Source organism: Cohaesibacter gelatinilyticus, assembly GCF_900215605.1.
GTDB lineage: Bacteria > Pseudomonadota > Alphaproteobacteria > Rhizobiales > Cohaesibacteraceae > Cohaesibacter > Cohaesibacter gelatinilyticus.
The window spans coordinates 1,523,444-1,545,437 of the sequence record NZ_OBEL01000001.1 but is presented as its reverse complement, the minus strand read 5'-3'; the positions used below and the strand labels follow the sequence as shown (position 1 = coordinate 1,545,437).

The following is a 21,994-nucleotide window of genomic DNA, read 5'->3' as shown; positions in this document are numbered from 1 at the left end:
AAATAGGATAAAGGGTAAAAAAGGCCGCCCAGATGGGCGGCCTGTAAATGGTGTTTATAGCTGGATAGCGTCTTCGCTTTTGTCATCACTGTCGGTGACGTCCAATAGCTGGGACGAATCAAAGCCGATGCGTTGATCCAGATAGTTGGCGCAGACATTGATGAGCTGATCCGTTTCTTCCTTGAAGAAGTGGTTGGCACCCGGAATGATTTCCTGATCAATCACGATGCCTTTTTGAGTTTTCAGCTTGTCCACAAGTGCCTGAACATCCTTGTGAGGTACAACCTTGTCCATTCCACCATGGGTGATGAGCCCTGAAGATGGGCACGGAGCCAGGAAGGAGAAATCATAGAGGTTTGCCGGTGGGGCAATGGAAATGAAACCTTCCACCTCTGGACGACGCATCAAGAGCTGCATGCCGATCCAGGCGCCGAAGGAGAAGCCGGCAATCCAAACGCCTGGGGCTTCTGAATGGAAGGTCTGAACCCAATCCAAGGCCGCTGCAGCATCTGATAACTCGCCTACACCATGGTCGAACTGACCTTGAGAGCGACCAACACCACGGAAGTTGAAGCGCAGAACAGTGAAGCCACGACGCGCAAACATGTAGTAAAGATGATAGATGATCTCATTGTTCATCGTCCCGCCGAAGCGTGGATGAGGATGCAAAATGAGTGCAATGGGAGCTTTGCGGTTTTTGGACGGATGTAGCCGGCCTTCCAAGCGCCCCGCAGGGCCGTTGAAGATCACCTCTGGCATAGGGTGCCCGATCCTCTCCTGAATACGATTGTCTTAATCATGATCTTGCCCGACCAATAATGCCCAAATACGTAATTTTGGGTATATCAGGCTGTGTTTAACTTGACTCAAAAAGACAAGTTCACTAGCTTCAATTTAGAATTATTCCAAATTGGAACTGGCAAGATCTATTTCTCAGTTTCTTTCATAGCATAAAGAAATGGGGAAATTTCAAGTCTTTTGGGATATTTACCGTCAATAAATCGCATATGCCCTTGTTCATTGGTTAAGAAGGCAGATCAAGGGCTGGTTGTCAGGTGTGAACAAAGCGAGTGATAGAGTGAGACATTATCTCGATTATAACGCTACTGCGCCGTTACGTCCCCAAGTGCGAGAGGCGGTGATACAGGCCATGGATCTAGTCGGTAATGCTTCGTCTATTCACGCGGAAGGACGCAAGGCGCGCGCGGCGATCGAACGAGCACGGTCGCAAGTTGCGCAACTTGTGAATGGTGATTCTGGTTGTGTAATTTTTATGTCTGGCGCGACAGAGGCCAACATGCAGGCCCTGACCCCAAATATGAAATGGGATTACGAGACAAAATCGGCTTCTCATCTTTATTACAGTGCGGTTGAGCATCCATCTGTTTTGGCCGGTGGACGCTTTGCTGAAAGCCAAATGACCTCAATTCCTGTTGACGAAAATGGTGTTGTGGATCTTGTGGAGCTGCGTGGCCTGCTCGAACAGCATGATGGTAGTCACGGCGTCGCCATGGTTGCAATTATGGCAGTGAATAGCGAAACCGGTGTGATACAGCCGATTGAAGAGATTGCGAAGCTGGCAAAAGAGTTCGACGCTTATTGCCATATTGATGCTGTTCAGGCAGCTGGTCGCATTCCACTTGATATTGGTCAGGTGGGATGCACATCGATGTCGCTATCTTCGCACAAACTTGGTGGCCCAAAAGGGATCGGGGCGCTGGTGATGGCGCGTGAAGGACTGGAACCAGAGCAGCTGATTACCGGTGGGCCGCAGGAAAATCGCAATCGGGCTGGAACAGAAGATGTTCAGGCCATTGTGGGCTTCGGAATTGCTGCCGAGTTGGCGTTCGAACAGGCGCAAGATACGAGTAACGACAGCGAGATGGCGCGCCTGCGTGGTCTGCGAGATCGCTTCGAGGCCGGTTTGCGGGACTTGGTACCGGATGTTGTGATCTTTGGTGAAGGAGCTGCCCGTATAGATAATTGCAGTCAGTTCGCCATCCCTGGCATGCGGGCTGAAACTATGTTGATTCAGCTGGATCTGGCCGGTGTTGCGGTGAGTTCTGGTTCTGCCTGTTCTTCGGGCAAGATTTCAGCCTCTCATGTGCTGATCGCCATGGGAGTTGATGCTGTTTTGGCTGGTGCTGCTGTTCGCGTCAGTCTGGGCTGGGCAAGCACGACGGAGGACGTCGAAAAATTATTGAGTGTCTTGGCGAAAATTTGTGCCAAACACTCAAAAAAGCTGAGTTTGGCATTGTGAAAGGGCCCCCCGGCCTCCTATATGATGCTCAAAATCAGTTATGCGTCACTTTGGCGGACCAACAGAGTGATGAAATAAAGGGTGTGTCGCAATTGCAAGTAAGGTTTGCTGGCGACATTTGATTGAAACGGAATGCTTTAATCTCTGCAATCAGGCATTTCGGGACGGTTTCAGTCAACTGGTAATGATTAAATTGCCAGACCGTGATAAGGCAGTTCAATGGACCGGCGGTCTTTGAAACCGCTTAGGATGGAGTAGCAGATGGCTGCTGTTAAGGAAACGGTCGATCAAGTACGCGAGATCGACGTTGACCAGTACAAATATGGCTTTGTTACCGATATTGAAACAGAAAAGGCTCCGAAGGGCCTGAATGAAGATATCATTCGGTTTATCTCTGCCAAAAAAGATGAACCACAATGGATGCTGGATTGGCGGCTTGATGCCTATAAGCGCTGGCAGACCATGGAAGAGCCAAGCTGGGCGCGAGTAAATTACCCGAAGATCGATTTCCAGGATTTGTATTATTATGCAGCTCCTAAAAATACCGAAGGCTTGAAGAGCTTGGATGAAGTGGATCCGGAGCTTCTACGTACCTATGAGAAGCTGGGTATTCCGCTTCAAGAGCAGGAGATTCTGGCTGGCGTTTCCGAAGAAAACCGCGTTCATACCAAGGTAGCAGTCGATGCGGTGTTCGATTCCGTTTCCGTTGCTACCACCTTCAAGGAAGAGTTGAAGAAAGCTGGGGTCATCTTCTGCCCGATTTCGGAAGCGGTCAAAGAATATCCTGAACTGGTACAAAAATATCTTGGTTCCGTTGTACCTGTAACAGATAATTTCTATGCGACACTGAACAGTGCGGTCTTCACTGATGGCTCATTCGTTTACATTCCCGAAGGCGTTCGTTGCCCAATGGAATTGTCGACCTATTTCCGTATCAATGAACAGAATACGGGTCAGTTCGAGCGCACGCTGATCATTGCAGACAAGGGCTCTTATGTGTCCTATCTGGAAGGTTGCACCGCGCCGCAGCGTGATGAAAATCAGCTGCATGCGGCCGTGGTTGAGCTGGTGGCTCTGGAAGACGCCGAGATCAAATACTCAACCGTCCAGAACTGGTATCCGGGTGATAGCGAAGGCAAGGGCGGAATTTATAATTTCGTGACCAAGCGTGGCGATTGCCGTGAGAAAAATGCCAAAATTTCCTGGACGCAGGTTGAGACTGGTTCTGCCATTACCTGGAAATATCCAAGCTGTATTCTGCGCGGTGAGAATAGCGTCGGAGAATTCTACTCCATTGCGATTTCCAACGGTCGTCAGCAGATTGATAGTGGCACCAAGATGTTCCATCTGGGCAAGAATACCTCCAGCCGTATCATCTCCAAGGGTATCTCCGCAGGTCGCTCCGAGAATACTTATCGTGGTCTGGTATCAGCACATAAGAAAGCCTCGAACGCTCGTAACTTCACCCAATGCGATAGCTTGTTGATCGGTGATCAGTGTGGTGCTCATACCATTCCATATATCGAGAGCAAGAATGCTTCTGCGGTGTTCGAGCATGAGGCGACAACCTCCAAGATCTCTGATGATCAGATGTTCTATTGCCGTGCACGCGGTATTGGCGAAGAAGAAGCCGTGGCGCTTATCGTCAATGGCTTTGTGAAGGATGTGATCCAGCAATTGCCAATGGAATTTGCAGTTGAAGCTCAGAAGCTGATCAATATCTCGCTTGAAGGAAGTGTTGGCTGATACAGGCTGAACATTCTTGGAAATATTATCTTAGGCGCGCTTGAAACAGCTGCGCTGACAAGGACAGACTACAATGCTCGAAATCAAAAATCTTCATGCTGAAGTGGATGGTAACAAAATCCTGCGTGGCATCAACCTCACCATCAATGCTGGTGAAATTCACGCCATCATGGGTCCAAACGGCTCTGGTAAATCCACCCTGTCATACGTTCTGGCTGGTAAGGATGACTATGAGATCACCGAAGGCGAAGTGCTTTTCTTCGGTGAGAATGTTCTGGAAATGGATCCGGAAGAGCGTGCTGCTGTTGGCCTGTTTCTGGCTATGCAATATCCGATCGAAATTCCAGGTGTTGCCAACATGACATTCCTGAAAACCGCTCTAAATGCTCAGCGTCAGACCCGCGGTGAGCCGGAAATGAAAACTCCGGATTTCATGAAGCGTGTGAAGGAATTGTCTGCCAAGCTCAATGTTTCTCAGGAAATGTTGCGTCGCCCGCTGAATGTGGGCTTCTCCGGTGGTGAGAAAAAGCGTAATGAGATCCTGCAGATGGCACTGCTTGAGCCCAAATTCTGCGTGCTCGATGAGACTGATTCAGGTCTGGATATCGATGCTCTGCGCATCGTGTCCGAAGGCGTGAACGCGCTTCGCTCAGAAGAGCGCTCCATGCTGATCATCACTCACTATCAGCGTCTTCTGGACTATATTGTGCCCGACATGGTGCATGTGATGTCTCAGGGCAAGATTGTGAAAACCGGTGGCAAGGATCTGGCGCTTGAGCTGGAAGAAAAAGGCTATGCTGAATATACCAGTGGAGCTGCGGCTTAGGGCCGGGAAGGGAGCATTTTGCGATGACTTTGACTATCGTAAAGACCCCTTCCGAGGAGGCGCTCGGAGCGCTTCTGGATGGGGCACAGGCCAAGCTGCCGGGTAAGGGGTTTTCCTCCCGCCGTGCTGATGCCGTTGCCAGGTTTCGTCAGGATGGTCTGCCAAATCGACGTGTTGAAGAATGGAAATATTCCGATCTGAAACGGGTTATGCCTGCAGATCTGTCTCTGGCAGGTGATGTCAGCGCAGACGATGTAGCCAAGCAGATGGCTGTTGTACCACGCCTTCGTGGTATTGAGTGTGATCGTCTTGTCCTGGTCAATGGTGTGTTTCGGGCAGATCTGTCTTCCATGGATGCACTGGAAGGCAAGGTAAGCATCATCCCAGTCGCCAAGGCACTGGAAGAGGGCACCTTCGTTCTGGATGATCCGGAAATTGCTGCCAATGACCATGCATTGAACCTCAATACCGCTTTGTTGCAAGATGGTGTCATCATTGATGTGGCGGATGGTGTCGAAGTCGAGCGTCCAATCGAGATCCTGTCTCTGATGATTGGTGGCGGAATGGCGACCACCCGCAATCGTGTAAGTGTTGGCAAGGGTGCCAAAGCGTTTATTCTCGAGACCTTTGTTGGCGACGAAAATGCCTATCAGGTCAATGAAGCGATTGATTTCCGCATTGCTGATGGTGCAAGCCTTTCTGTCTCCCGTCTGTTGTCGGAAGGCAAGAATGCACTTCATCTTGGATCGACCACTGTCGTTCTGGGTGAAAAATCTCATTTTGAGCATTTCACCATGTCCACTGGTGGTCAGTTCACACGCAACACTGCCTTTGTGAAGTTCACAGGTGAATATAGTGATGCGGAGCTGTTTGGTGCGACCATCATTGGTCGTGATCAGCATAGTGATCAGACATTACTCGTGGATCATGCTGTGCCAAACTGTAATTCCAAGGAACAGTATCGCACTGTGATGGATGACAAGGCGCAGGGTGTTTTCCAGGGCAAGATCTTTGTGCGTCAACCAGCGCAGAAGACCGACGGTCAGATGATGAGCCAGGCTTTGCTGCTCAGCGAAGATGCTGCCTTCTTCAACAAGCCAGAGTTGGAAATCTTTGCTGATGATGTGCAGTGCGCCCATGGTGCGACATGCGGTGAGCTGGATGAAGATCTGCTCTTCTATTTGCGTGCCCGTGGCATTCCTCTGGATCAGGCCAAGAAAATGTTGGTCTTGGCCTTCCTGGCGGAAGCTGTCGAGCATGTATCAAATGAGAGTGTAGTGGAAGCGCTGGAAGGTTTTATCGCCGACTGGTTGGGGCTGGACCACTAATTGTCATTGCTTTGAAGGGGCTGGCTTTGGACAGTCCCTTGAAGTGGTGGGGCAAGGAAATGGCATTATGAATGAGTATTCTGCAAATGTTGTGTCACTGGAGCCGTATGACGTAGAGGCAATTCGGGCTGATTTTCCGATCCTGTCTCGCGAGGTTTATGGCAAGCCTTTGGTTTATCTCGATAATGGTGCATCAGCTCAAAAGCCTCAGGCTGTGATTGATGCAATCAGTGAGTGCTATTCCAATGAATATGCCAATGTGCATCGCGGTCTTCATTATCTGTCCAATACAGCAACGGATCGATTCGAAGCAGCGCGCGAAACTGTTCGCGGTTTCCTGAACGCATCTTCGGTAAATAATATCATTTTCACCCGTTCTTCGACCGAAGCCATCAATCTGGTTGCATCTTCCTATGGTGGCATGGTGTTGGGTGAGGGGGATGAGATCATCCTTTCCATCATGGAGCATCATTCCAATATAGTGCCTTGGAATTATCATCGTGAGCGTTCTGGTGCCGTTATCAAATGGGCGCCGGTAGATGGTGATGGCAATTTTCTGATGGAAGAGTTTGAGGCTCTTCTGACAGATCGTACCAAGATCATCGCCATCACTCAGATGTCCAATGCGCTTGGCACTATCGTTCCGGTGAAGGAAATCATCAAAAAAGCCCACGAGCGTGGTATCAAGGTTCTGATTGATGGCAGCCAGAGTGCTGTTCATATGCCGATTGATGTACAGGATTTGGATGCCGATTTCTTTGTTATGACTGGCCATAAACTCTATGGACCTTCAGGCATTGGTATTCTCTATGGCAAGCACGAGCTGCTGGATGCCATGCCGCCTTACATGGGCGGTGGTGAGATGATCAAGGATGTTACTGTAGACGGTGTGACTTATGGCACAGCGCCTCACAAGTTTGAGGCTGGAACGCCACCAATTGCGCAAGCTATTGGATTGGGTGCTGCGTTGGACTACATGAACAAGATTGGCCGGGATCGTATTGCAGAGCATGAGGAAATGCTGCGTGCCTATGCCCATGAGCGTCTTGGTCAGATCAACAGTCTGCGGATTTTGGGTCAAGCCAAAGAGAAGGGGGCGATTGTTTCTTTTGAAATGGAAGGGGTTCATGCCCATGATATTTCAATGGTTATTGATCGTTCTGGTGTTGCAGTTCGTGCGGGGACGCATTGTGCTCAACCATTGTTGCAGCGCTTCGGTGTGACGTCTACCTGTCGTGCTTCTTTTGGTATGTACAACACTGTGGAAGAAATTGATCGTTTGGCTGAGGCCTTGATCAAGGCTCAGGATTTTTTTGCATAGCCGTTACCGGGTCTGACGGCTTACTGAAAATGCCCTCCATGTTTCGTCTGGGCTGTTTATGGTAAACTGCAAGACACGATCGGCTGGAAAGAGTATGACATGAGTGAGACGACTTCGAATATGGAAGAGATCGAGCCAAATGTGCCCGCTATGGAGCCTGGCTCCAATCTGGCTCCAGAAGAGCTTGAGCGTTTGACGCAAGATATCATTGCGGCGTTGAAGACTGTCTATGATCCAGAAATTCCATCAGATATCTACGAGATCGGCCTGATTTATCGTGTTGATATTGATGATGATCGTAATGTGGAAGTGGATATGACATTGACGGCTCCAGGATGCCCGGTAGCTGGCGAAATGCCGGGTTGGGTGGAGAATGCTGTTAGCTCCGTCGATGGAGTTGGTTTGGTGACAGTGAATATGGTGTTTGATCCACCATGGACGCCGGATCGCATGTCCGAAGAAGCAAAGGTTGCTATCAACTGGTATTGATCCCATATAATGCATAACAGTTGGTCTATGTGATTGTGATTGGTTGAGGGACCGGTACAAATTGTGTAGGAGCAAAGCGAGATTGATCAGGAAGGACGGCTAAATGACTGGACGGTTTCAAGTTCTGTCAATCACGGATGAAGCAGCGGAACGTATTCGCAGCATTGTCGATGGATCAGATGATTCTCTGCAAGGTATTCGCGTCGGCGTAAAGAATGGCGGCTGTGCGGGTATGGAATATGTCTTGGATAAAGTTACAGATCCTGATCCGAAGGATGATCTGGTCGAAGACAAGGGTGTCCGTGTTTATGTGGATCCCAAGGCTGTCTTGTTCCTGTTGGGAACCGAGATGGGTTATGAGGTCACCAAATTTCGCTCTGGTTTCACCTTCAATAATCCCAACCAATCTTCAGCATGTGGTTGCGGTGACTCGGTGTCTCTGACGCCAGTTGACCCCTCTGCGCTGGAAAAGCTGCGTGAGCATGCCTAACATTGATGGTTCAGGAATTCATTTAATAAAAAAGCGGCTTCAAAGCCGCTTTTTTGTTTCGATTTAATCTTAGGTCTTATGCGACATCGCTATTTTCTTGCAGTATGCCCGGATCGGTTTCTGCTTTTACGATATTGCGACCACCGCGTTTTGCCGCATAGAGGCACTGGTCTGCACGCTCAATCAAGCTTTGCGGAGTGTCGCCCGGTTTAAAAGTAGATGCACCAATCGAGATGGTGATACGACCCAGGTTTTCGCCAGTTGAGCGTTTTATCAGCTCTTTTGCCATGACGGCTTTGCGAATACTCTCGGCAACAGCGACCGCTTGGCGCAGATTGGTACGAGGCAAGATGACACCGAATTCCTCGCCACCATAGCGGCATGGAACATCCTGACCCTTCACATTCTGCTTTACGGATACAGCCACAAGACGCAAAACCTGATCACCGGTTTGATGGCCGAAAGTGTCGTTGAATTTTTTGAAATGATCGATATCCGTCATAAGCAAGCAAAGAGGTTCACCGGATTCGGCGGCTTCTTCCAAAGCATTTTCCAACGAACGGTCGAAATGCTTGCGATTTGCCAGAGTGGTCAGATCATCCGTCAAAGATTCGTAACGGATGGTGTCCAGACTTTCTCGTAATTCCAATACTTGTTCCTGGGAAGCTGCAAGTTGTTCGCTCAGGGCACGGTTTTGAGACTCAACCTCTTTTGTCTCAGAAATGAGCTGAGCAACGATCTCTCGAATGACCTGACGATCTTCAGTATTTGACAGATCTTGAGATGCCCCTACGAGAGAGTCGCCGTAACTTGATGCAGTTGAAACATAATCCTCAACTTCACGGACAATAGAGCGCAGCTCTCGTGAAATCTCGCTTCCCACCTCATCCACTCTGTCGCTCAGGCGACTAGGGGAAAGGTGTTCGTTATAAATGGTGTCGAGTTCCTGGGTCGATATCTTGCCCTTGGCACGCAAGATATCATTAATTGCTTTGTTCAGACCACGATTGAAACCTGCGGCGTAGGTATACCAGATTTCGTAATTGCGCGGATAGGCGGGAGTCTGGTTCTTCTTGAGATTCCCCAAGGCCGACTCTCCGTATATATATGTGCGCTTGAAGTCTATGTTATCCATTCTTATCACACACGCTAGCTAGAAGCGTGACCCCTCATTCGTCATCCCCGATTGGGATCAGATTAGAGGTTTAACCTTTAAGACGACGTTAAATACGGCATGTCAGCTACACAAAAACCTATATTTCTCAAAGGGTGCATGAGGAAATTCCCTATGTGCAGTTGTATTCCGGTAATACCGAAATCACCAAGTTGATATTGGCTTTGATCTCATTGTCTATTTTAAAAAATTTTGACTAAATGGGATGAAATAGAGACCGCTATTTCCCCGCCTTGAGGCGTATTTTGACAATCTGGTTGAGAAATTTGGGCATAAAAAACCCCGCTTGAAGCGGGGTTGATTTTATTCAGCGCTCTTGCTTTCAAGCTTTTTTGTTTTGCGTTTGGGAGGCCTGATCGGCGCCAACAGGAAGGCAGGCACATGGTCGCCCATACCGATGACTTGTTTGTCGTCACGATCTCTGCCTCGTCTGCCGCGCCCTTGCGGTGAGCGATTTCTGCTTGCACTTTCGGAGTTTTCGCTATGGCGCTCTTGGCGATCCTTGCGTGGGCGTGGTCTACGTTCCTCTTGGCTTTCAGATGAAGCCGGGCTTTCTTTTCTTTCGCGAGCCTCGCGTTGTGGTGAATTGTCCTTGTCTTTCTTTCCGGAGCGGGTGCGACGAGAATTACGGGACCCTTTGCGAGATCTGCTGCTCTCTTCGTCTTCATCGCTGCGTTCGGGGAATGATCCATCGCCTTGCCACGCTATTTTCTCGTCAATGAGTTTTTCAATGGAATCGAGATATTTGGTGTCATTGCGGGTGGCAATTGAAAGGGCAACTCCTTCGCGGCCAGCGCGTCCTGTACGACCAATTCGGTGGACATAGTCTTCTGCATGGGTTGGCAGATCAAAATTGAAGACGTGGCTTACCGTTGGAATGTCCAACCCACGAGCAGCAACATCACTGGCTACCAATATGCTCAGCTCACCAGACTTGAATTTATCCAATGTGGCCATACGTGAGGTTTGATCCATGTCACCATGCAAGGCTCCTGCATTGAAGCCATGTTTGTTCAGTGATCGGAACAGAGTTGCCACGTCACGCTTTCGGTTGCAGAAAATGATCGCATTTTGCAGCTCTTGTGCCTCTGTGATCAAGTTGCGCAACACTTCGCGCTTTTCCCAAGGCTTGTTGCCGGAAGCAACTATGCCTTGTGTGATTGTCTTTGCAGTTGAAGAAGGCGGAGCAACTTCAATTCGTTCCGGATTACGCAAGAACTGATCTACAAGAGATTGGATTTCCGATGGCATAGTCGCGGAGAAAAATACAGTCTGCCGAGATGGCGGTAGCAGTTTGCAAATCCGTTCGATATCAGGAATGAACCCCATATCCAGCATCCGGTCAGCTTCATCGACAACGAAAGTATCGACTGCATTCAGCAGCAATTTTCCGCGCTCAAAGTGATCCAATAGTCGACCAGGTGTGGCAATCAGAACATCTGCACCGCGATCAAGCTTCTTGAGCTGATCTGCAAATGAGACACCACCGATGAGGAGTGCTACAGTCAGGCGATGATTTTGCCCGTAAACAGTAAAGCTTTGTTCTACCTGTGCAGCAAGCTCACGGGTTGGTTCCAGAATGAGGGTCCGGGGCATTCTTGCCCGAGGACGACCACTTTCCAACAAGGACAGCATCGGCAAGGTGAATGATGCTGTCTTGCCGGTTCCGGTTTGGGCGACGCCAAGAACATCCTTGCGAGCAAGGACATGAGGAATGGCTTGCGCCTGAATAGGGGTGGGAGTTTCGTAACCAGCTGCCTCTACAGCAGCGAGCACTTTGGAACTCAGACCTAAATCCGAAAATTTCATCCGATGATGGAACCATATGTTGCTTTGTGCTCTCAATAAATGACAGCACAAGGGTTGCCGGAAATGTGGGCGAACCATACGATTTTGACACGATTTGTCAATCAAATGCGCTAAATAGGGTTGATTTGAGTGATTTTTTACCCTGTTTGCTGCCTTTTCCCCAATGTCGAACAAATTGAGCTAATCACTAGCGGTGAAATAGTGCCAGGTTCCGTCCGGACCTATAGCGATGCGATAGAACATATAATGTCCCAAAGCCTGCATTTCGGAATAATCACCTGCGGTTATCAATCGAAACAGTTCCACTCTTTGTGGTCTGGTAAGGCGTGACAATGGATAGTCAGCGAAATAGGGCCAAATATAGAGCTCCTGCGGAGTGCCTTTGTCTTGAATGATGTATCCGGCTTCCAGGATTTCATTCATGATAGCAAGAATTTCTGAACCCTCTGGGTCTCCTGATAGGGATCGTAATTGTGCGATCGGGTCCGTTTCACCTTCGTCAAAACCAATTATGGGAGGCAATTCATTGATCTCGATGGCTATGCGCATCTTTTCCATATCGCCGCTCTGTGTGGCTTCCAGCAATGTCGCATGCATTCGTTGTACACCACTGGGTGCACTGGAGATATCATAGAAAATTCTTGGCAATGGGGCATCGGGCGCAATAGTGATGGGCAGATCAGCCTCCAAAGGAGGGACAGCAAGCTGTCCTTCAGCACCTTCCGGTTCCTGGTTGATGATTTCATCACCATTCAGGCTTGCTCCGCTACCGGCAGAGTTGTTTATGTCACCGTTTAGCGTCGCCGGAGTCTCTTGACTTGACGTTGAATAGTTGGGAAGTCCGATGATGCGTTCCGTGGTGACGGAGCTCGCGGCAATTGCAGTAGGATTGCTGACAAGAGACGCCGCGAGGCAGGAGAATAAGGGAACAAGTCTTATTGACTGACGACGCATGAGCTGCTGTCCCATCCTGATAAACCGAAGAGCTTTTGAGAAAGGCTACCATCTTGAGCAAAAACTGGAAATATGTTTGTCCGGTTTTGTTTAAGATGGTATTGAACTGTGTTCTTCGGATCATAGAGGAGCGCTTATTGCAGGATGCGTCCGACTGTATAGTCGCCTGCCATGACGCGGCTGGACAGGTTCTTGCACATGTCTGAAACAGCTTCTTCACCATAAGCGAGAACGAAGCTGGAAAGAGCTTGAAATAATGCTGCATGGGCCAGCAAATCCTGATCAACACCTTCGTCTGATGCTTCATCCCAAAAATCATTCAGCAATGTCAGGACATGCTGTTTTTGACGCTCCAGTTCGATGCCTTCCAAGTCTGATGAATGCTGTTGTGTGGAATGATCATCGAATTTCATGGCCTGTCCCTCGCTGTTGATTGCCGGATTCTTCCTCGTGTCCGGATTGGCCAAATCTCCAGAAGCTTGATTTGTGTTACAAGTTATCAGTGGAGATATGGCACTGCTTCAACATAGGGATAGCACATTAGCCACGGGTTGCGTCTGTATGATTAAGAAAAAGTTAAAGTTATTCGTCGGGTTTTAAGAAATTTGGTTAACGCGCGTGTTTGAGCTGCAGATTTGTCAAAATCGATGTTGCTTCTTCGCGATACAGGCTGGTGACTTTGCGTGCCTGATTGTTACAAGTTTCATAGGTGGAAGAATAGGTGCGATAACTCTGATTGAAGCGATCGGTCAGCTGGCGGTTGCGTACATCATCAGGGTTTTCGGCCTTGAGGATTGCTGTCATGGTTTTGTGCCAGCTTTTGGGATCTGATTGATTGCAGAGAGGATCGAGATGCATCAGAGCTCCTACGATGGAACTCAGACGACGAAGCTGCGTCTCATAAGGTGGCAGGTTTTTGTCTGCTGCCCAGATCATCGTGGGAGAAATGCAAAGAAATAGCATCAGTATAAAGGGCAGGGCCAGTATCTGTACTTTTTGCAATTTCTTGTTCCAGGAAGCTGTCATTGCACGCCCAATCATCCGTATCAGATATCCAGATCAGTCGCAAATTCTGCATTTTCCTGAATGAACTGAAAGCGTGATTCCGGTTTATTGCCCATCAGGCGTGTTACCGCGTCCTTGGTTTCGCCCGGCTCGTTATCGATGATCTGTACTTTCAGCAAGATACGTTTGGAAGGATCCATGGTGGTTTCCTTCAGCTGTGCTGGCAGCATTTCACCAAGGCCCTTAAATCGGCCGATATCGATTTTGCCTCTACCAGTGAACTCGGTTTCCATCAACTCATCTTTATGAGCATCGTCACGGGCGTAAAGTGTTTTGCCGCCTTGGCTGATGCGATAAAGCGGTGGAATGGCCAAATAGAGATGACCATTCTGGATCAACTCTGGCATTTCACGTTGGAAGAATGTGAGCAGAAGTGAGGCAATATGGGCACCGTCGACATCAGCATCTGTCATGATGATGACGCGGTCATAGCGAAGCTCATCATCACTGTAGGTTTTGCGTGTTCCGCAGCCCAAGGCTTGGGTCAGGTCGGCCAACAACTGGTTGGCAGCAAGCTTGTCGCGACTGGCATTGGCCACGTTCAGGATTTTGCCGCGCAGTGGCAAGACCGCCTGGGTGGAGCGATTACGAGCCTGTTTGGCAGAGCCACCGGCCGAGTCACCCTCCACGATGAAGATCTCGGTATCGCCTTTGGCATTTTGTGAGCAATCAGCCAGTTTGCCCGGCAAGCGCAATTTGCGCACCGCTGATTTACGACTGACGTCTTTTTCCTTGCGGCGACGCAAGCGCTCTTCGGCGCGATCAACCACCCATTCCAGCAGACGATTGGCCTGTTGTGGGGCATTGGTTAGCCAGTGGTCAAACTGGTCACGCACGGCTTGATCAACTATGCGAGTTGCTGCAGTCGTTGCCAAACGATCCTTGGTCTGACCGACAAATTCCGGTTCGCGAATGAAGACGGAGAGCAGGGCGCCTGCGGATGTCATGACATCATCTGCCGTGAGCAAAGCGCCTTTTTTGTTGTTGGTCAGCTCGGCATAATTCTTCAAACCACGGAGCAGGGCGGTACGTAGGCCACTTTCGTGGGTGCCGCCCTCAGGCGTCGGAACAGTGTTACAGTAAGAATTTGAGAAACCGTCGCCTGCATACCAGCAAACGGCCCATTCTACAGCGCCATGGCCGCCTGTCTTTTCGGTCTTGCCCGCAAAGATTTCCGGTGTGACAAAGTTTTGCTTACCCAGTGATGCTGAGAGATAGTCCTTCAGACCGCCAGGGAAGTGGAAAGTCGCTTTAGGTGGAATCTCAGGTAGATTTTCCAGAAGTTCCGGTGCACAGGTCCAGCGAATTTCAACGCCACCAAAGAGATAGGCCTTGGAGCGTGCCATTTTCATCAGAATTTCCGGGCGAAAGCGTAGCTTGGTACCGAAAATCTCGTGGTCAGGTTTGAAGGAAACCTTGGTGCCACGACGATTATGGACATCACCCAGATGTTCTAGCGGACCTTGCGTTATACCACGTGAAAAGGTTTGACGGAAAAGCTTCTTGTTTCTGGCAACTTCCACAACAAGCGTTTCAGACAGGGCGTTTACCACAGAAACACCCACACCATGCAGACCACCGGAGGTTTCATAAACCTTGGAATCAAATTTACCGCCTGCATGCAGGGTGGTCAGGATTACTTCCAGAGCGGATTTGTCTTTGAATTTGGGGTGAGGGTCGACAGGAATACCACGTCCGTTATCTGTAACATTCAGGGTTCCATCTGCGTCAAGTTCGACCTCAATCCAGCTGGCAAAACCGGCAACGGCCTCATCCATCGAGTTGTCGATGACTTCTGCAAACAGATGATGAAGGGCTTTTTCATCCGTGCCACCTATATACATGCCAGGGCGACGGCGAACAGGTTCGAGACCTTCCAGTACCTCAATGTCTGCCGCTGTATAGTCAGCCTTGGATGCGGGAATAGGGGTAGGTGCGCTGGCCGGTTCTGGAGCCTTGGATTGTGACTTGGGTTTTGCTACCGCTTTGCTGGGTACTGGTTGAGCAGCAGGATCGGCAAAAAGATCGTCGGACGCAGACATCTATTTCCTTGGCTTTGCTTTTGAGGGCCGCACGAATCATACCTGTTTGACAGGCAGCCATTTTCGCACTTTTGGCGTCATCAGGCTGCTCAAGCCTTCTCAGAACGGCTCGAATCAACAGGGTTTGGTTTGCCCCACTTTGGCTTGTCGGTCTTTGCCGGGTCAATAGTGAGCGTAGAAAAAGTAACGATTTTCCCTTGATGGAATGGCAATTTATATTCTGGGTATGAAACTGGTCGTCTCAATCTGCACCTGATCAATGCAGAGCCGTTTTGTCTTTTCTAATCTGAGTGATCATTGGAAAAGAGGATTTAAGTTCCTTTGCTGGATGAGGCCAGATAATGCTTATCCTTTGAAATCAATATGAAATAACTCACTCACCAATGCTCTTGTTTTTGGGGAAAAGTGATATGGTTAATGTTTGTTTACTATTTGGGCGCTACAATGTCGGCTGAAATCGGGGGAGAGATTTGGGGCGCTGTATGGATAAGGTCGACGCAGAAATCGAGAATGTGCGTGCACATGTGTTTGAACTCAAACATACTTTGTATCGTGCTGATCGCGCGCATGCGAATCGTATCACGCCTACCCGTCTATCCATTGGCCTCAATTTGCTTTTTACCTCTCTTCTTGGTCTTTTCTTTTTGCTCATTTAAGCACTTGGCCCTAATCTGTCTGCATCTACCAATCGGGATGAGGCAAACATGCTGGTGCGTTACCTGACCCACCCTCAAATTGAGATCGAACCCTATATGCCAGTGCGGCAGTGGAGCTTGAGTGATCAGGGACAGGCCCGTATTGAGGCACTCATGAGTCAAAGCTGGCTTTTGGGCACCAAGTCCATCTATTGCAGCGATGAGCCCAAAGCTCTGGAGACGGCTGCTCCAATAGGGCGAGCTTTGGATATTCCCGTTATCGTGCGAGCGCAGATGGTTGAGAATGACCGATCTTCGACGGGCTTTGTCCCACCTGAAATGTTTGAAGATCTTGTTTCGCTCTTCTTTTCCAATCCGGATAAGTCGATCAGGGGTTGGGAATGTGCGAGTGATGCGCAAGCCCGGATCGTTGGGGCGTTCGAGTTGGCAATGAGTGAAGTGAAAGGGCGAGACCGCATGGGGGATGTGCTTATGGTAGGCCATGGAGGTGTTGGCACTTTGCTCTATTGTCATCTGACCGGACTGCCGATTGATGGTCGGTATGATCAGAAGAGCGGTGGTGGTTGCTATTTTACCTATGACTGGGCAGAGCGATCCATGCTGCACAGTTGGCTTCCCATGGAAGAGGAATTCTGAGTAAAAGGCTCAGTCCTTGGTGTCCAGTTTGTTTTCATTTTGATTATGCTTGATTTCATATATGAAAATCTTCATGTTTTGGTCAATCACATGATGAGGGGATTGCTCTATGGAATGGTCAGAAATAGCTTCTTTTGCCTTGGTGGCGTCACTTTTGGTGATTTCGCCAGGTCCCAATGGAGTGCTTGTTGCTCGAACAGTGCCTACATCCGGGCGCTCTGCCGGTTTTGCCAATGTCGCGGGATTTGTAACCGGCTTTTATCTGCATGGAGCATTTTCGATTTTCGGTATTTCGGTGATCCTTCTGCAATCGGCCACGGCATTCGCCATCGTGAAGCTTTTAGGAGCGGCATATTTGTGTTGGATTGGTATCAAAGCGCTCTATGCTGCTTTTCGGGGCGAAAGTGAGGTGCGTGATATCACACCAGCCAAGAGACCTCGCACTTTGGTCAAGGCCTATTTCGAGGGATTGCTGACCAATGCATTGAATCCCAAAGTTTCAATGTTTTATCTCGCCGCCTTTCCTCAATTTATCTCGATTGAAGAAGCATCTCTTACTTCGTCCTTCCTGCTTGTCTCTGTTCATTCTCTCATCAATGCGGTGTGGTTTGGAGCCATGGTTCTGTTGTTGAACAGGCTGACATCTGCTGCACAAAGTGGTGCTTTTCAGCGTTGGTTGAAGGGGGTGACAGGTGTTGTCTTCATTGGCTTTGGGGTGAAGCTGGCAAGCTATCGTTTGGAGACTTGAGATTGGCGATCCTGCTAATGAGGCAAACAAAAAAGGGCAGCTGAAAAGCTGCCCTTTTGTATTCTTGGTCTATCTGTCTGATTAGACAGAATAGTACATGTCATATTCGACCGGATGCGGGGTGTGCTCGAGTTTGATGACTTCTTCCATTTTCAGTTCGATGTAAGCATCGATCTGATCGTCATCAAATACACCACCAGCTTTCAGGAAGTCACGGTCAGCGTCCAGAGAGTCCAGAGCTTCGCGCAGGGAACCTGCAACGGTTGGGATGTCCTTCAACTCTTCAGCAGGCAGATCATAGAGGTTCTTGTCCATTGGATCGCCAGGATGGATCTTGTTCTTGATGCCGTCCAGGCCAGCCATCAGCAGAGCGGTGAAGGCCAGGTATGGGTTGGCAGCAGGATCCGGGAAGCGGATTTCCATACGTTTCGCCTTCGGAGAGGTGGAGTATGGAATACGGCAAGAAGCAGAACGGTTACGTGCAGAATAAGCCAGCAGAACAGGTGCTTCGAAACCAGGAACCAGACGCTTATAGGAGTTGGTTGATGGGTTTGTGAAAGCGTTGATGGCTTTAGCGTGCTTCAGAATGCCGCCGATATAATACAGAGCGTTTTCAGACAGATCAGCATACTGGTTGCCAGCGAAGGTTGGCTCGCCGTCTTTCCAGATGGACATGTGGCAGTGCATGCCGGTGCCGTTGTCGCCATATACTGGCTTTGGCATGAAGGTTGCTGTTTTGCCGTAAGCATGTGCAACCTGATGTACTACATATTTGTAGATCTGTTGCTTGTCAGCCATGGAAACCATGTCTTCAAACTGAATGCAGAGCTCATGCTGGGCAGCAGCCACTTCGTGGTGGTGCTTTTCAACGCGCACGCCCATTTCTTTCATCACAGCAAGCATTTCACCACGGAAATCCTGGCCAGAATCGATTGGAGGTACCGGGAAGTAGCCGCCTTTCATGCGTGGGCGATGGCCCATGTTGCCTGCTTCATATTCAGCGTCGGTGTTGGATGGCAGTTCACCGCAATCAACTTCGAAACCGGTCTTGTAAGGATCTGCAGAGAAACGTACATCGTCGAATACGAAGAATTCTGCTTCAGGGCCGAAATAGATGGTGTCGCCGATACCAGTGGACTGCAGGTAAGCAACAGCTTTTTTCGCGGTCATGCGTGGATCGCGGCCATAGCCTTCGCCAGTGGATGGCTCAAGCACGTCACAGGTCATGATCAGGGTGGACTGAGCAAAGAAAGGATCCATAACAGCGGTGGATGGATCAGGCATCATCACCATGTCGGAATCGTTGATGGCTTTCCAGCCTTCAATGGAGGAGCCGTCGAACATCATGCCATCGGCGAAGAAATCTTCATCACAGAAGTCTGCATCAATGGTGACATGCTGCCACTTGCCGCGTGGGTCGGTGAAGCGCAGGTCGACATATTTGATGTCGTTGTCGGCAATCATCTTGATTACGTCAGCTACGGTGGTCATTCCACTTTTCCTTTACTGCCTGAGGTCGCCTGATTCTGATCGGGAATGTCAGAGAGACAGGGACAGATTTTGTGTTGTTACTTTGACCAATCCTGTCCGAGCGGTTCAATGACTTGTTCTATTGAGCCGTTGTCATATTGGTCGGAATAGCATGTCTTGCTTGTTAAGTTGCCTAGATAGCTTCGTTACCAGTTTCGCCGGTACGAATGCGAATAGCCTGCTCAACAGAGGAGATGAAGATCTTGCCGTCGCCGATGCGACCGGTTTGGGCAGCCTTCTGAATGGCTTCAATTGCAGCATCTACCTGCTCGTCTGCCAGAATGACTTCAACTTTTACCTTGGGGAGGAAGTCGACGACATATTCCGCACCGCGATACAGTTCGGTATGGCCTTTTTGGCGCCCAAAGCCTTTGGCTTCAATGACGGTAATGCCCTGCAGGCCAACTTCCTGCAATGCTTCCTTCACTTCATCAAGCTTGAAGGGCTTGATGATTGCCTCGATCTTTTTCATGGCACTCAGGCTCCCGAATATACCCGTTGACTGGGTATCTGCTTTGCGTAATTTGTGACTTCGGCTCTAATTTTTCTCGCTGGACTATAAAAATCCTAAACGATGAAATTTTAAGCAGAGCCTATGCCAACTCAATTCGGGCACATAGAAGCAGAGTTTTATGACCCAAGCCAGTGTCAGAAGGTCGAATTATCAGGCAAAATGGGGAAAGCTTCTGGTGCAAAATTGAGCAATTGCCTAAAAATTGTGCAATTGTCAATTTTGTTCCGTAATCTGTGTCTTTTGGGGTATGGCGATGTGCCGGTGGACAGCCTGCCAAAATACTATTTTGTTGCCTGCTGTTTGCTATCCTTTCTTCAGGATGAATTGGGCTGTTATTGAGTCTCTATTCGCCTTCGATCAGATTGAAGGAGGAAAGCATGAGCTTGTCACGTGATCCCTTGGAAATTCTTCTCCCTGACCAGATGTCGGAAGCTGACCGTCTGACTATTGAAGGCGGGATCCCCGGCTATGATCTTATGGAAAAAGCAGGAGAGGCGGTCGCACGTGCCGCACAGGATTTACTCGAGGAGCAAACCGGGTCTTCGGCTTCCGGTATGGTCTGTATACTTTGTGGCCCCGGAAATAATGGTGGCGACGGGTTGGTTGCTGCTCGTTTACTGGAAGAAGAAGGCTGGAGCGCGATTGTTGGCTGCTCGGTTGAGGTGGATATGCTGAGGGGGGATGCACGACTTGCGGCGGATGATTGGGGGGAGGAGATTTACCCTCTGAGTTCAGGACTTTGGCAAGATGCAGATCTTGTGATCGATGCCCTTTTTGGTGCAGGACTTGATCGCCCGGTAACAGGTGAGCTGTCAGAGCTGGTTGATAAACTTAATGAAAGCAGCTTGCCGGTGTTGTCGGTTGATCTACCCAGCGGTGTCGAGGGTGCCAGTGGATTGGTTCGCGGAGCTGCCGTGAAGGCGCAGAGGACAGTAACTTTCTTTGCTCGCAAGCCAGGTCATCTGCTTTATCCCGGTTCGGCTTATTGCGGGGATCTGAAGTTGGCACAAATTGGTATCGAAGCAAATGTGTTGGACGAATGCGGTTTTGTTGCTTTGGTCAATGATCCGTGGTTGTGGCGATCTGATCTGCCAGAAGCAATAAAGCCGATAGAACAAATGGATGCATTCCGTTTGGCAGATCACAAATTTCATCGGGGTCATTGTCTTGTGGTGAGTGGAGGGGTGTCATCAAGTGGTGCGGCAAGGCTTGCCGCGCGGGCTGCTCTTCGTGCTGGCACTGGATTGGTCACGTTGGCTCCGCCTCATGATGCGGTTGGCGTGGTTGCGGCGCAAGTGACGTCCGTAATGGTGGAGCCGATTTCAGAGTTCATGTCATTCAGCAAAATTCTCTCAGAGCGTAATTATGATGCGCTTCTTCTCGGACCGGGTATGGGGCTGGATAAGGAACATGCGGGTCTTGTCTCTGAAGCTCTTCAGCAAGATGGCGTTGTTGTTCTGGATGCGGATGCTCTTACCTTGGTTGCCAGATTTGGTATGGATGGTATCGAAATGCTGGGTGCCAGTGTACCTGCAAAAAATGGGCAATTGATTCTGACGCCACATGAAGGTGAGTTTGCGCGGCTCTTTCCTGATCTATCCCATCGCTTGCGCGGACAGAATGGGAGATCGAAACTCTCTTGTGCAATCGAAGCATCCAAACGAAGTGGCGCCATCATTATATTGAAGGGCGCTGATACCGTGATCGCCAGTCCGGAAGGAGCTGCGGTCATTCAGTCTGATGGTGTTCCGTATTTGGCAACCGCCGGGTCGGGGGATGTTTTGGCTGGAACCGTAGCAGGTCTCGCCGGGCAGGGCATGATTCCCTTTGAAGCAGCATGTGCCGCAGTCTGGTTTCACAAAGAAGCAGGCAAGATACTTGGTGCCGGGTTGATATCTGAAGACCTGCCGGATTGTATGCCGATGTTGTTTGCCAGACTTTTTGGAGAATAACTGAAAAAGTGGGGGGCTTTTTTTGCTTTGATTGCTGGTTTGAGATGGCTTTTTAGCGCAATAAATCAGGGGAAAAGGTGACTTTTTTGTCAAATTCTCTTATATGTGTGGGGAATTGGGGGCAAATGCAGAAAATGTCTTTGCTCTTTTGAAAAGCTATTGCTATAGAGGCCCCGCTCGATTTGCTGGCGCTGGGCGCCAAATGTGCGGGTGTGGTGGAATTGGTAGACACGCCAGATTTAGGTTCTGGTGGCGCGAGCCGTGGGGGTTCAAGTCCCTCCACCCGTACCAAATCTCTCCCTTGCTTTGTTGGTTCGGGGGTGGCTGGATTGAAGTGTGGCTGCTGCGGCGGCCTCTCTTCGTTGGGCGACAGGTGAATCAGCAAGTGAAAGGGTGAGGACGATGCACGACCTCCCCAAGAGTACAGAAATTTGATCTAACTACGAAAGCAGAT

Annotated in this window: 20 protein-coding genes and 1 tRNA gene; 12 read left to right on the top strand and 9 right to left on the bottom strand. The window is 49.5% G+C overall.

Annotated features, from left to right (window positions below):
• Positions 1-54: 54 nt before the first annotated feature.
• Positions 55-759, bottom strand: a complete 705-nt coding sequence (locus CRO57_RS06900; RefSeq protein ID WP_097152561.1) for an alpha/beta hydrolase — start codon at positions 757-759, stop codon at positions 55-57.
• Positions 760-1,078: 319 nt separating this feature from the next.
• Between CRO57_RS06900 and CRO57_RS06895 the strand changes: the two genes are divergently transcribed.
• The 7 genes from CRO57_RS06895 to sufA all read left to right on the top strand — a co-directional run bounded on the left by CRO57_RS06895 (position 1,079) and on the right by sufA (position 8,460).
• Positions 1,079-2,260, top strand: coding sequence for a cysteine desulfurase family protein (locus tag CRO57_RS06895; protein WP_097153260.1), 1,182 nt, complete (start codon positions 1,079-1,081; stop codon positions 2,258-2,260).
• Between the two features lie 261 nt (positions 2,261-2,521).
• Positions 2,522-4,006: a Fe-S cluster assembly protein SufB gene (sufB, locus tag CRO57_RS06890; RefSeq protein WP_097152560.1), complete on the top strand. Its 1,485-nt coding sequence runs from the start codon at positions 2,522-2,524 to the stop codon at positions 4,004-4,006.
• Positions 4,007-4,079: 73 nt separating this feature from the next.
• Positions 4,080-4,832, top strand: a complete 753-nt coding sequence (sufC, locus tag CRO57_RS06885) for a Fe-S cluster assembly ATPase SufC (RefSeq protein ID WP_097152559.1) — start codon at positions 4,080-4,082, stop codon at positions 4,830-4,832.
• A gap of 23 nt (positions 4,833-4,855) precedes the next feature.
• The gene (sufD, locus tag CRO57_RS06880) at positions 4,856-6,160 is read left to right on the top strand and encodes a Fe-S cluster assembly protein SufD (protein ID WP_097152558.1); all 1,305 of its coding nucleotides are present in this window, start codon (positions 4,856-4,858) and stop codon (positions 6,158-6,160) included.
• A gap of 67 nt (positions 6,161-6,227) precedes the next feature.
• Positions 6,228-7,481 (top strand): cysteine desulfurase, encoded by a 1,254-nt coding sequence (locus tag CRO57_RS06875; RefSeq protein WP_097152557.1) that lies wholly within the window; start codon positions 6,228-6,230, stop codon positions 7,479-7,481.
• A gap of 120 nt (positions 7,482-7,601) precedes the next feature.
• Positions 7,602-7,970: an SUF system Fe-S cluster assembly protein gene (locus CRO57_RS06870; protein ID WP_244580061.1), complete on the top strand. Its 369-nt coding sequence runs from the start codon at positions 7,602-7,604 to the stop codon at positions 7,968-7,970.
• Between the two features lie 103 nt (positions 7,971-8,073).
• Positions 8,074-8,460 (top strand): Fe-S cluster assembly scaffold SufA, encoded by a 387-nt coding sequence (sufA, locus tag CRO57_RS06865; protein ID WP_097152555.1) that lies wholly within the window; start codon positions 8,074-8,076, stop codon positions 8,458-8,460.
• A 76-nt stretch (positions 8,461-8,536) separates the two neighbouring features.
• Here sufA and CRO57_RS06860 read toward each other — a convergent pair whose 3' ends face one another.
• From CRO57_RS06860 to parE, 6 genes are all read right to left on the bottom strand, one after another.
• Complete coding sequence (locus tag CRO57_RS06860) at positions 8,537-9,595, bottom strand: GGDEF domain-containing protein (protein ID WP_097152554.1); 1,059 nt, start codon at positions 9,593-9,595, stop codon at positions 8,537-8,539.
• Positions 9,596-9,937: 342 nt separating this feature from the next.
• Positions 9,938-11,443, bottom strand: a complete 1,506-nt coding sequence (locus tag CRO57_RS06855) for a DEAD/DEAH box helicase (protein WP_097152553.1) — start codon at positions 11,441-11,443, stop codon at positions 9,938-9,940.
• Positions 11,444-11,623: 180 nt separating this feature from the next.
• The gene (locus CRO57_RS06850) at positions 11,624-12,397 is read right to left on the bottom strand and encodes a hypothetical protein (protein ID WP_210200772.1); all 774 of its coding nucleotides are present in this window, start codon (positions 12,395-12,397) and stop codon (positions 11,624-11,626) included.
• Positions 12,398-12,531: 134 nt separating this feature from the next.
• Positions 12,532-12,810: a hypothetical protein gene (locus CRO57_RS06845; protein ID WP_097152552.1), complete on the bottom strand. Its 279-nt coding sequence runs from the start codon at positions 12,808-12,810 to the stop codon at positions 12,532-12,534.
• A gap of 196 nt (positions 12,811-13,006) precedes the next feature.
• Positions 13,007-13,438, bottom strand: coding sequence for a TIGR02301 family protein (locus tag CRO57_RS06840; protein ID WP_097152551.1), 432 nt, complete (start codon positions 13,436-13,438; stop codon positions 13,007-13,009).
• A gap of 5 nt (positions 13,439-13,443) precedes the next feature.
• A complete protein-coding gene (gene parE, locus CRO57_RS06835; protein WP_097152550.1) occupies positions 13,444-15,504 on the bottom strand; it encodes a DNA topoisomerase IV subunit B in 2,061 nt (686 codons plus the stop codon).
• 482 nt (positions 15,505-15,986) lie between these two features.
• Between parE and CRO57_RS24720 the strand changes: the two genes are divergently transcribed.
• The 3 genes from CRO57_RS24720 to CRO57_RS06825 all read left to right on the top strand — a co-directional run bounded on the left by CRO57_RS24720 (position 15,987) and on the right by CRO57_RS06825 (position 17,544).
• A complete protein-coding gene (locus tag CRO57_RS24720) occupies positions 15,987-16,160 on the top strand; it encodes a hypothetical protein (RefSeq protein ID WP_170955979.1) in 174 nt (57 codons plus the stop codon).
• A gap of 48 nt (positions 16,161-16,208) precedes the next feature.
• On the top strand, positions 16,209-16,796 hold the full coding sequence (locus CRO57_RS06830; RefSeq protein ID WP_097152549.1) for a histidine phosphatase family protein: 588 nt from the start codon (positions 16,209-16,211) through the stop codon (positions 16,794-16,796).
• Positions 16,797-16,905: 109 nt separating this feature from the next.
• Positions 16,906-17,544 carry a LysE family translocator gene (locus CRO57_RS06825; RefSeq protein ID WP_097152548.1) on the top strand — a complete coding sequence of 213 codons (639 nt, stop codon included), beginning with the start codon at positions 16,906-16,908 and terminating at the stop codon, positions 17,542-17,544.
• An 81-nt stretch (positions 17,545-17,625) separates the two neighbouring features.
• On the opposite strand, the gene glnA is transcribed toward CRO57_RS06825, so the two are convergent.
• Both glnA and CRO57_RS06815 read right to left on the bottom strand, forming a co-directional pair.
• Positions 17,626-19,035 carry a type I glutamate--ammonia ligase gene (gene glnA / locus CRO57_RS06820; protein WP_097152547.1) on the bottom strand — a complete coding sequence of 470 codons (1,410 nt, stop codon included), beginning with the start codon at positions 19,033-19,035 and terminating at the stop codon, positions 17,626-17,628.
• 172 nt (positions 19,036-19,207) lie between these two features.
• On the bottom strand, positions 19,208-19,546 hold the full coding sequence (locus CRO57_RS06815) for a P-II family nitrogen regulator (protein ID WP_097152546.1): 339 nt from the start codon (positions 19,544-19,546) through the stop codon (positions 19,208-19,210).
• 419 nt (positions 19,547-19,965) lie between these two features.
• Between CRO57_RS06815 and CRO57_RS06805 the strand changes: the two genes are divergently transcribed.
• The gene (locus CRO57_RS06805; protein WP_244580025.1) at positions 19,966-21,540 is read left to right on the top strand and encodes an NAD(P)H-hydrate dehydratase; all 1,575 of its coding nucleotides are present in this window, start codon (positions 19,966-19,968) and stop codon (positions 21,538-21,540) included.
• Positions 21,541-21,746: 206 nt separating this feature from the next.
• Positions 21,747-21,831 (top strand) — tRNA-Leu (locus CRO57_RS06800).
• The last annotated feature ends 163 nt before the right edge of the window (positions 21,832-21,994 follow it).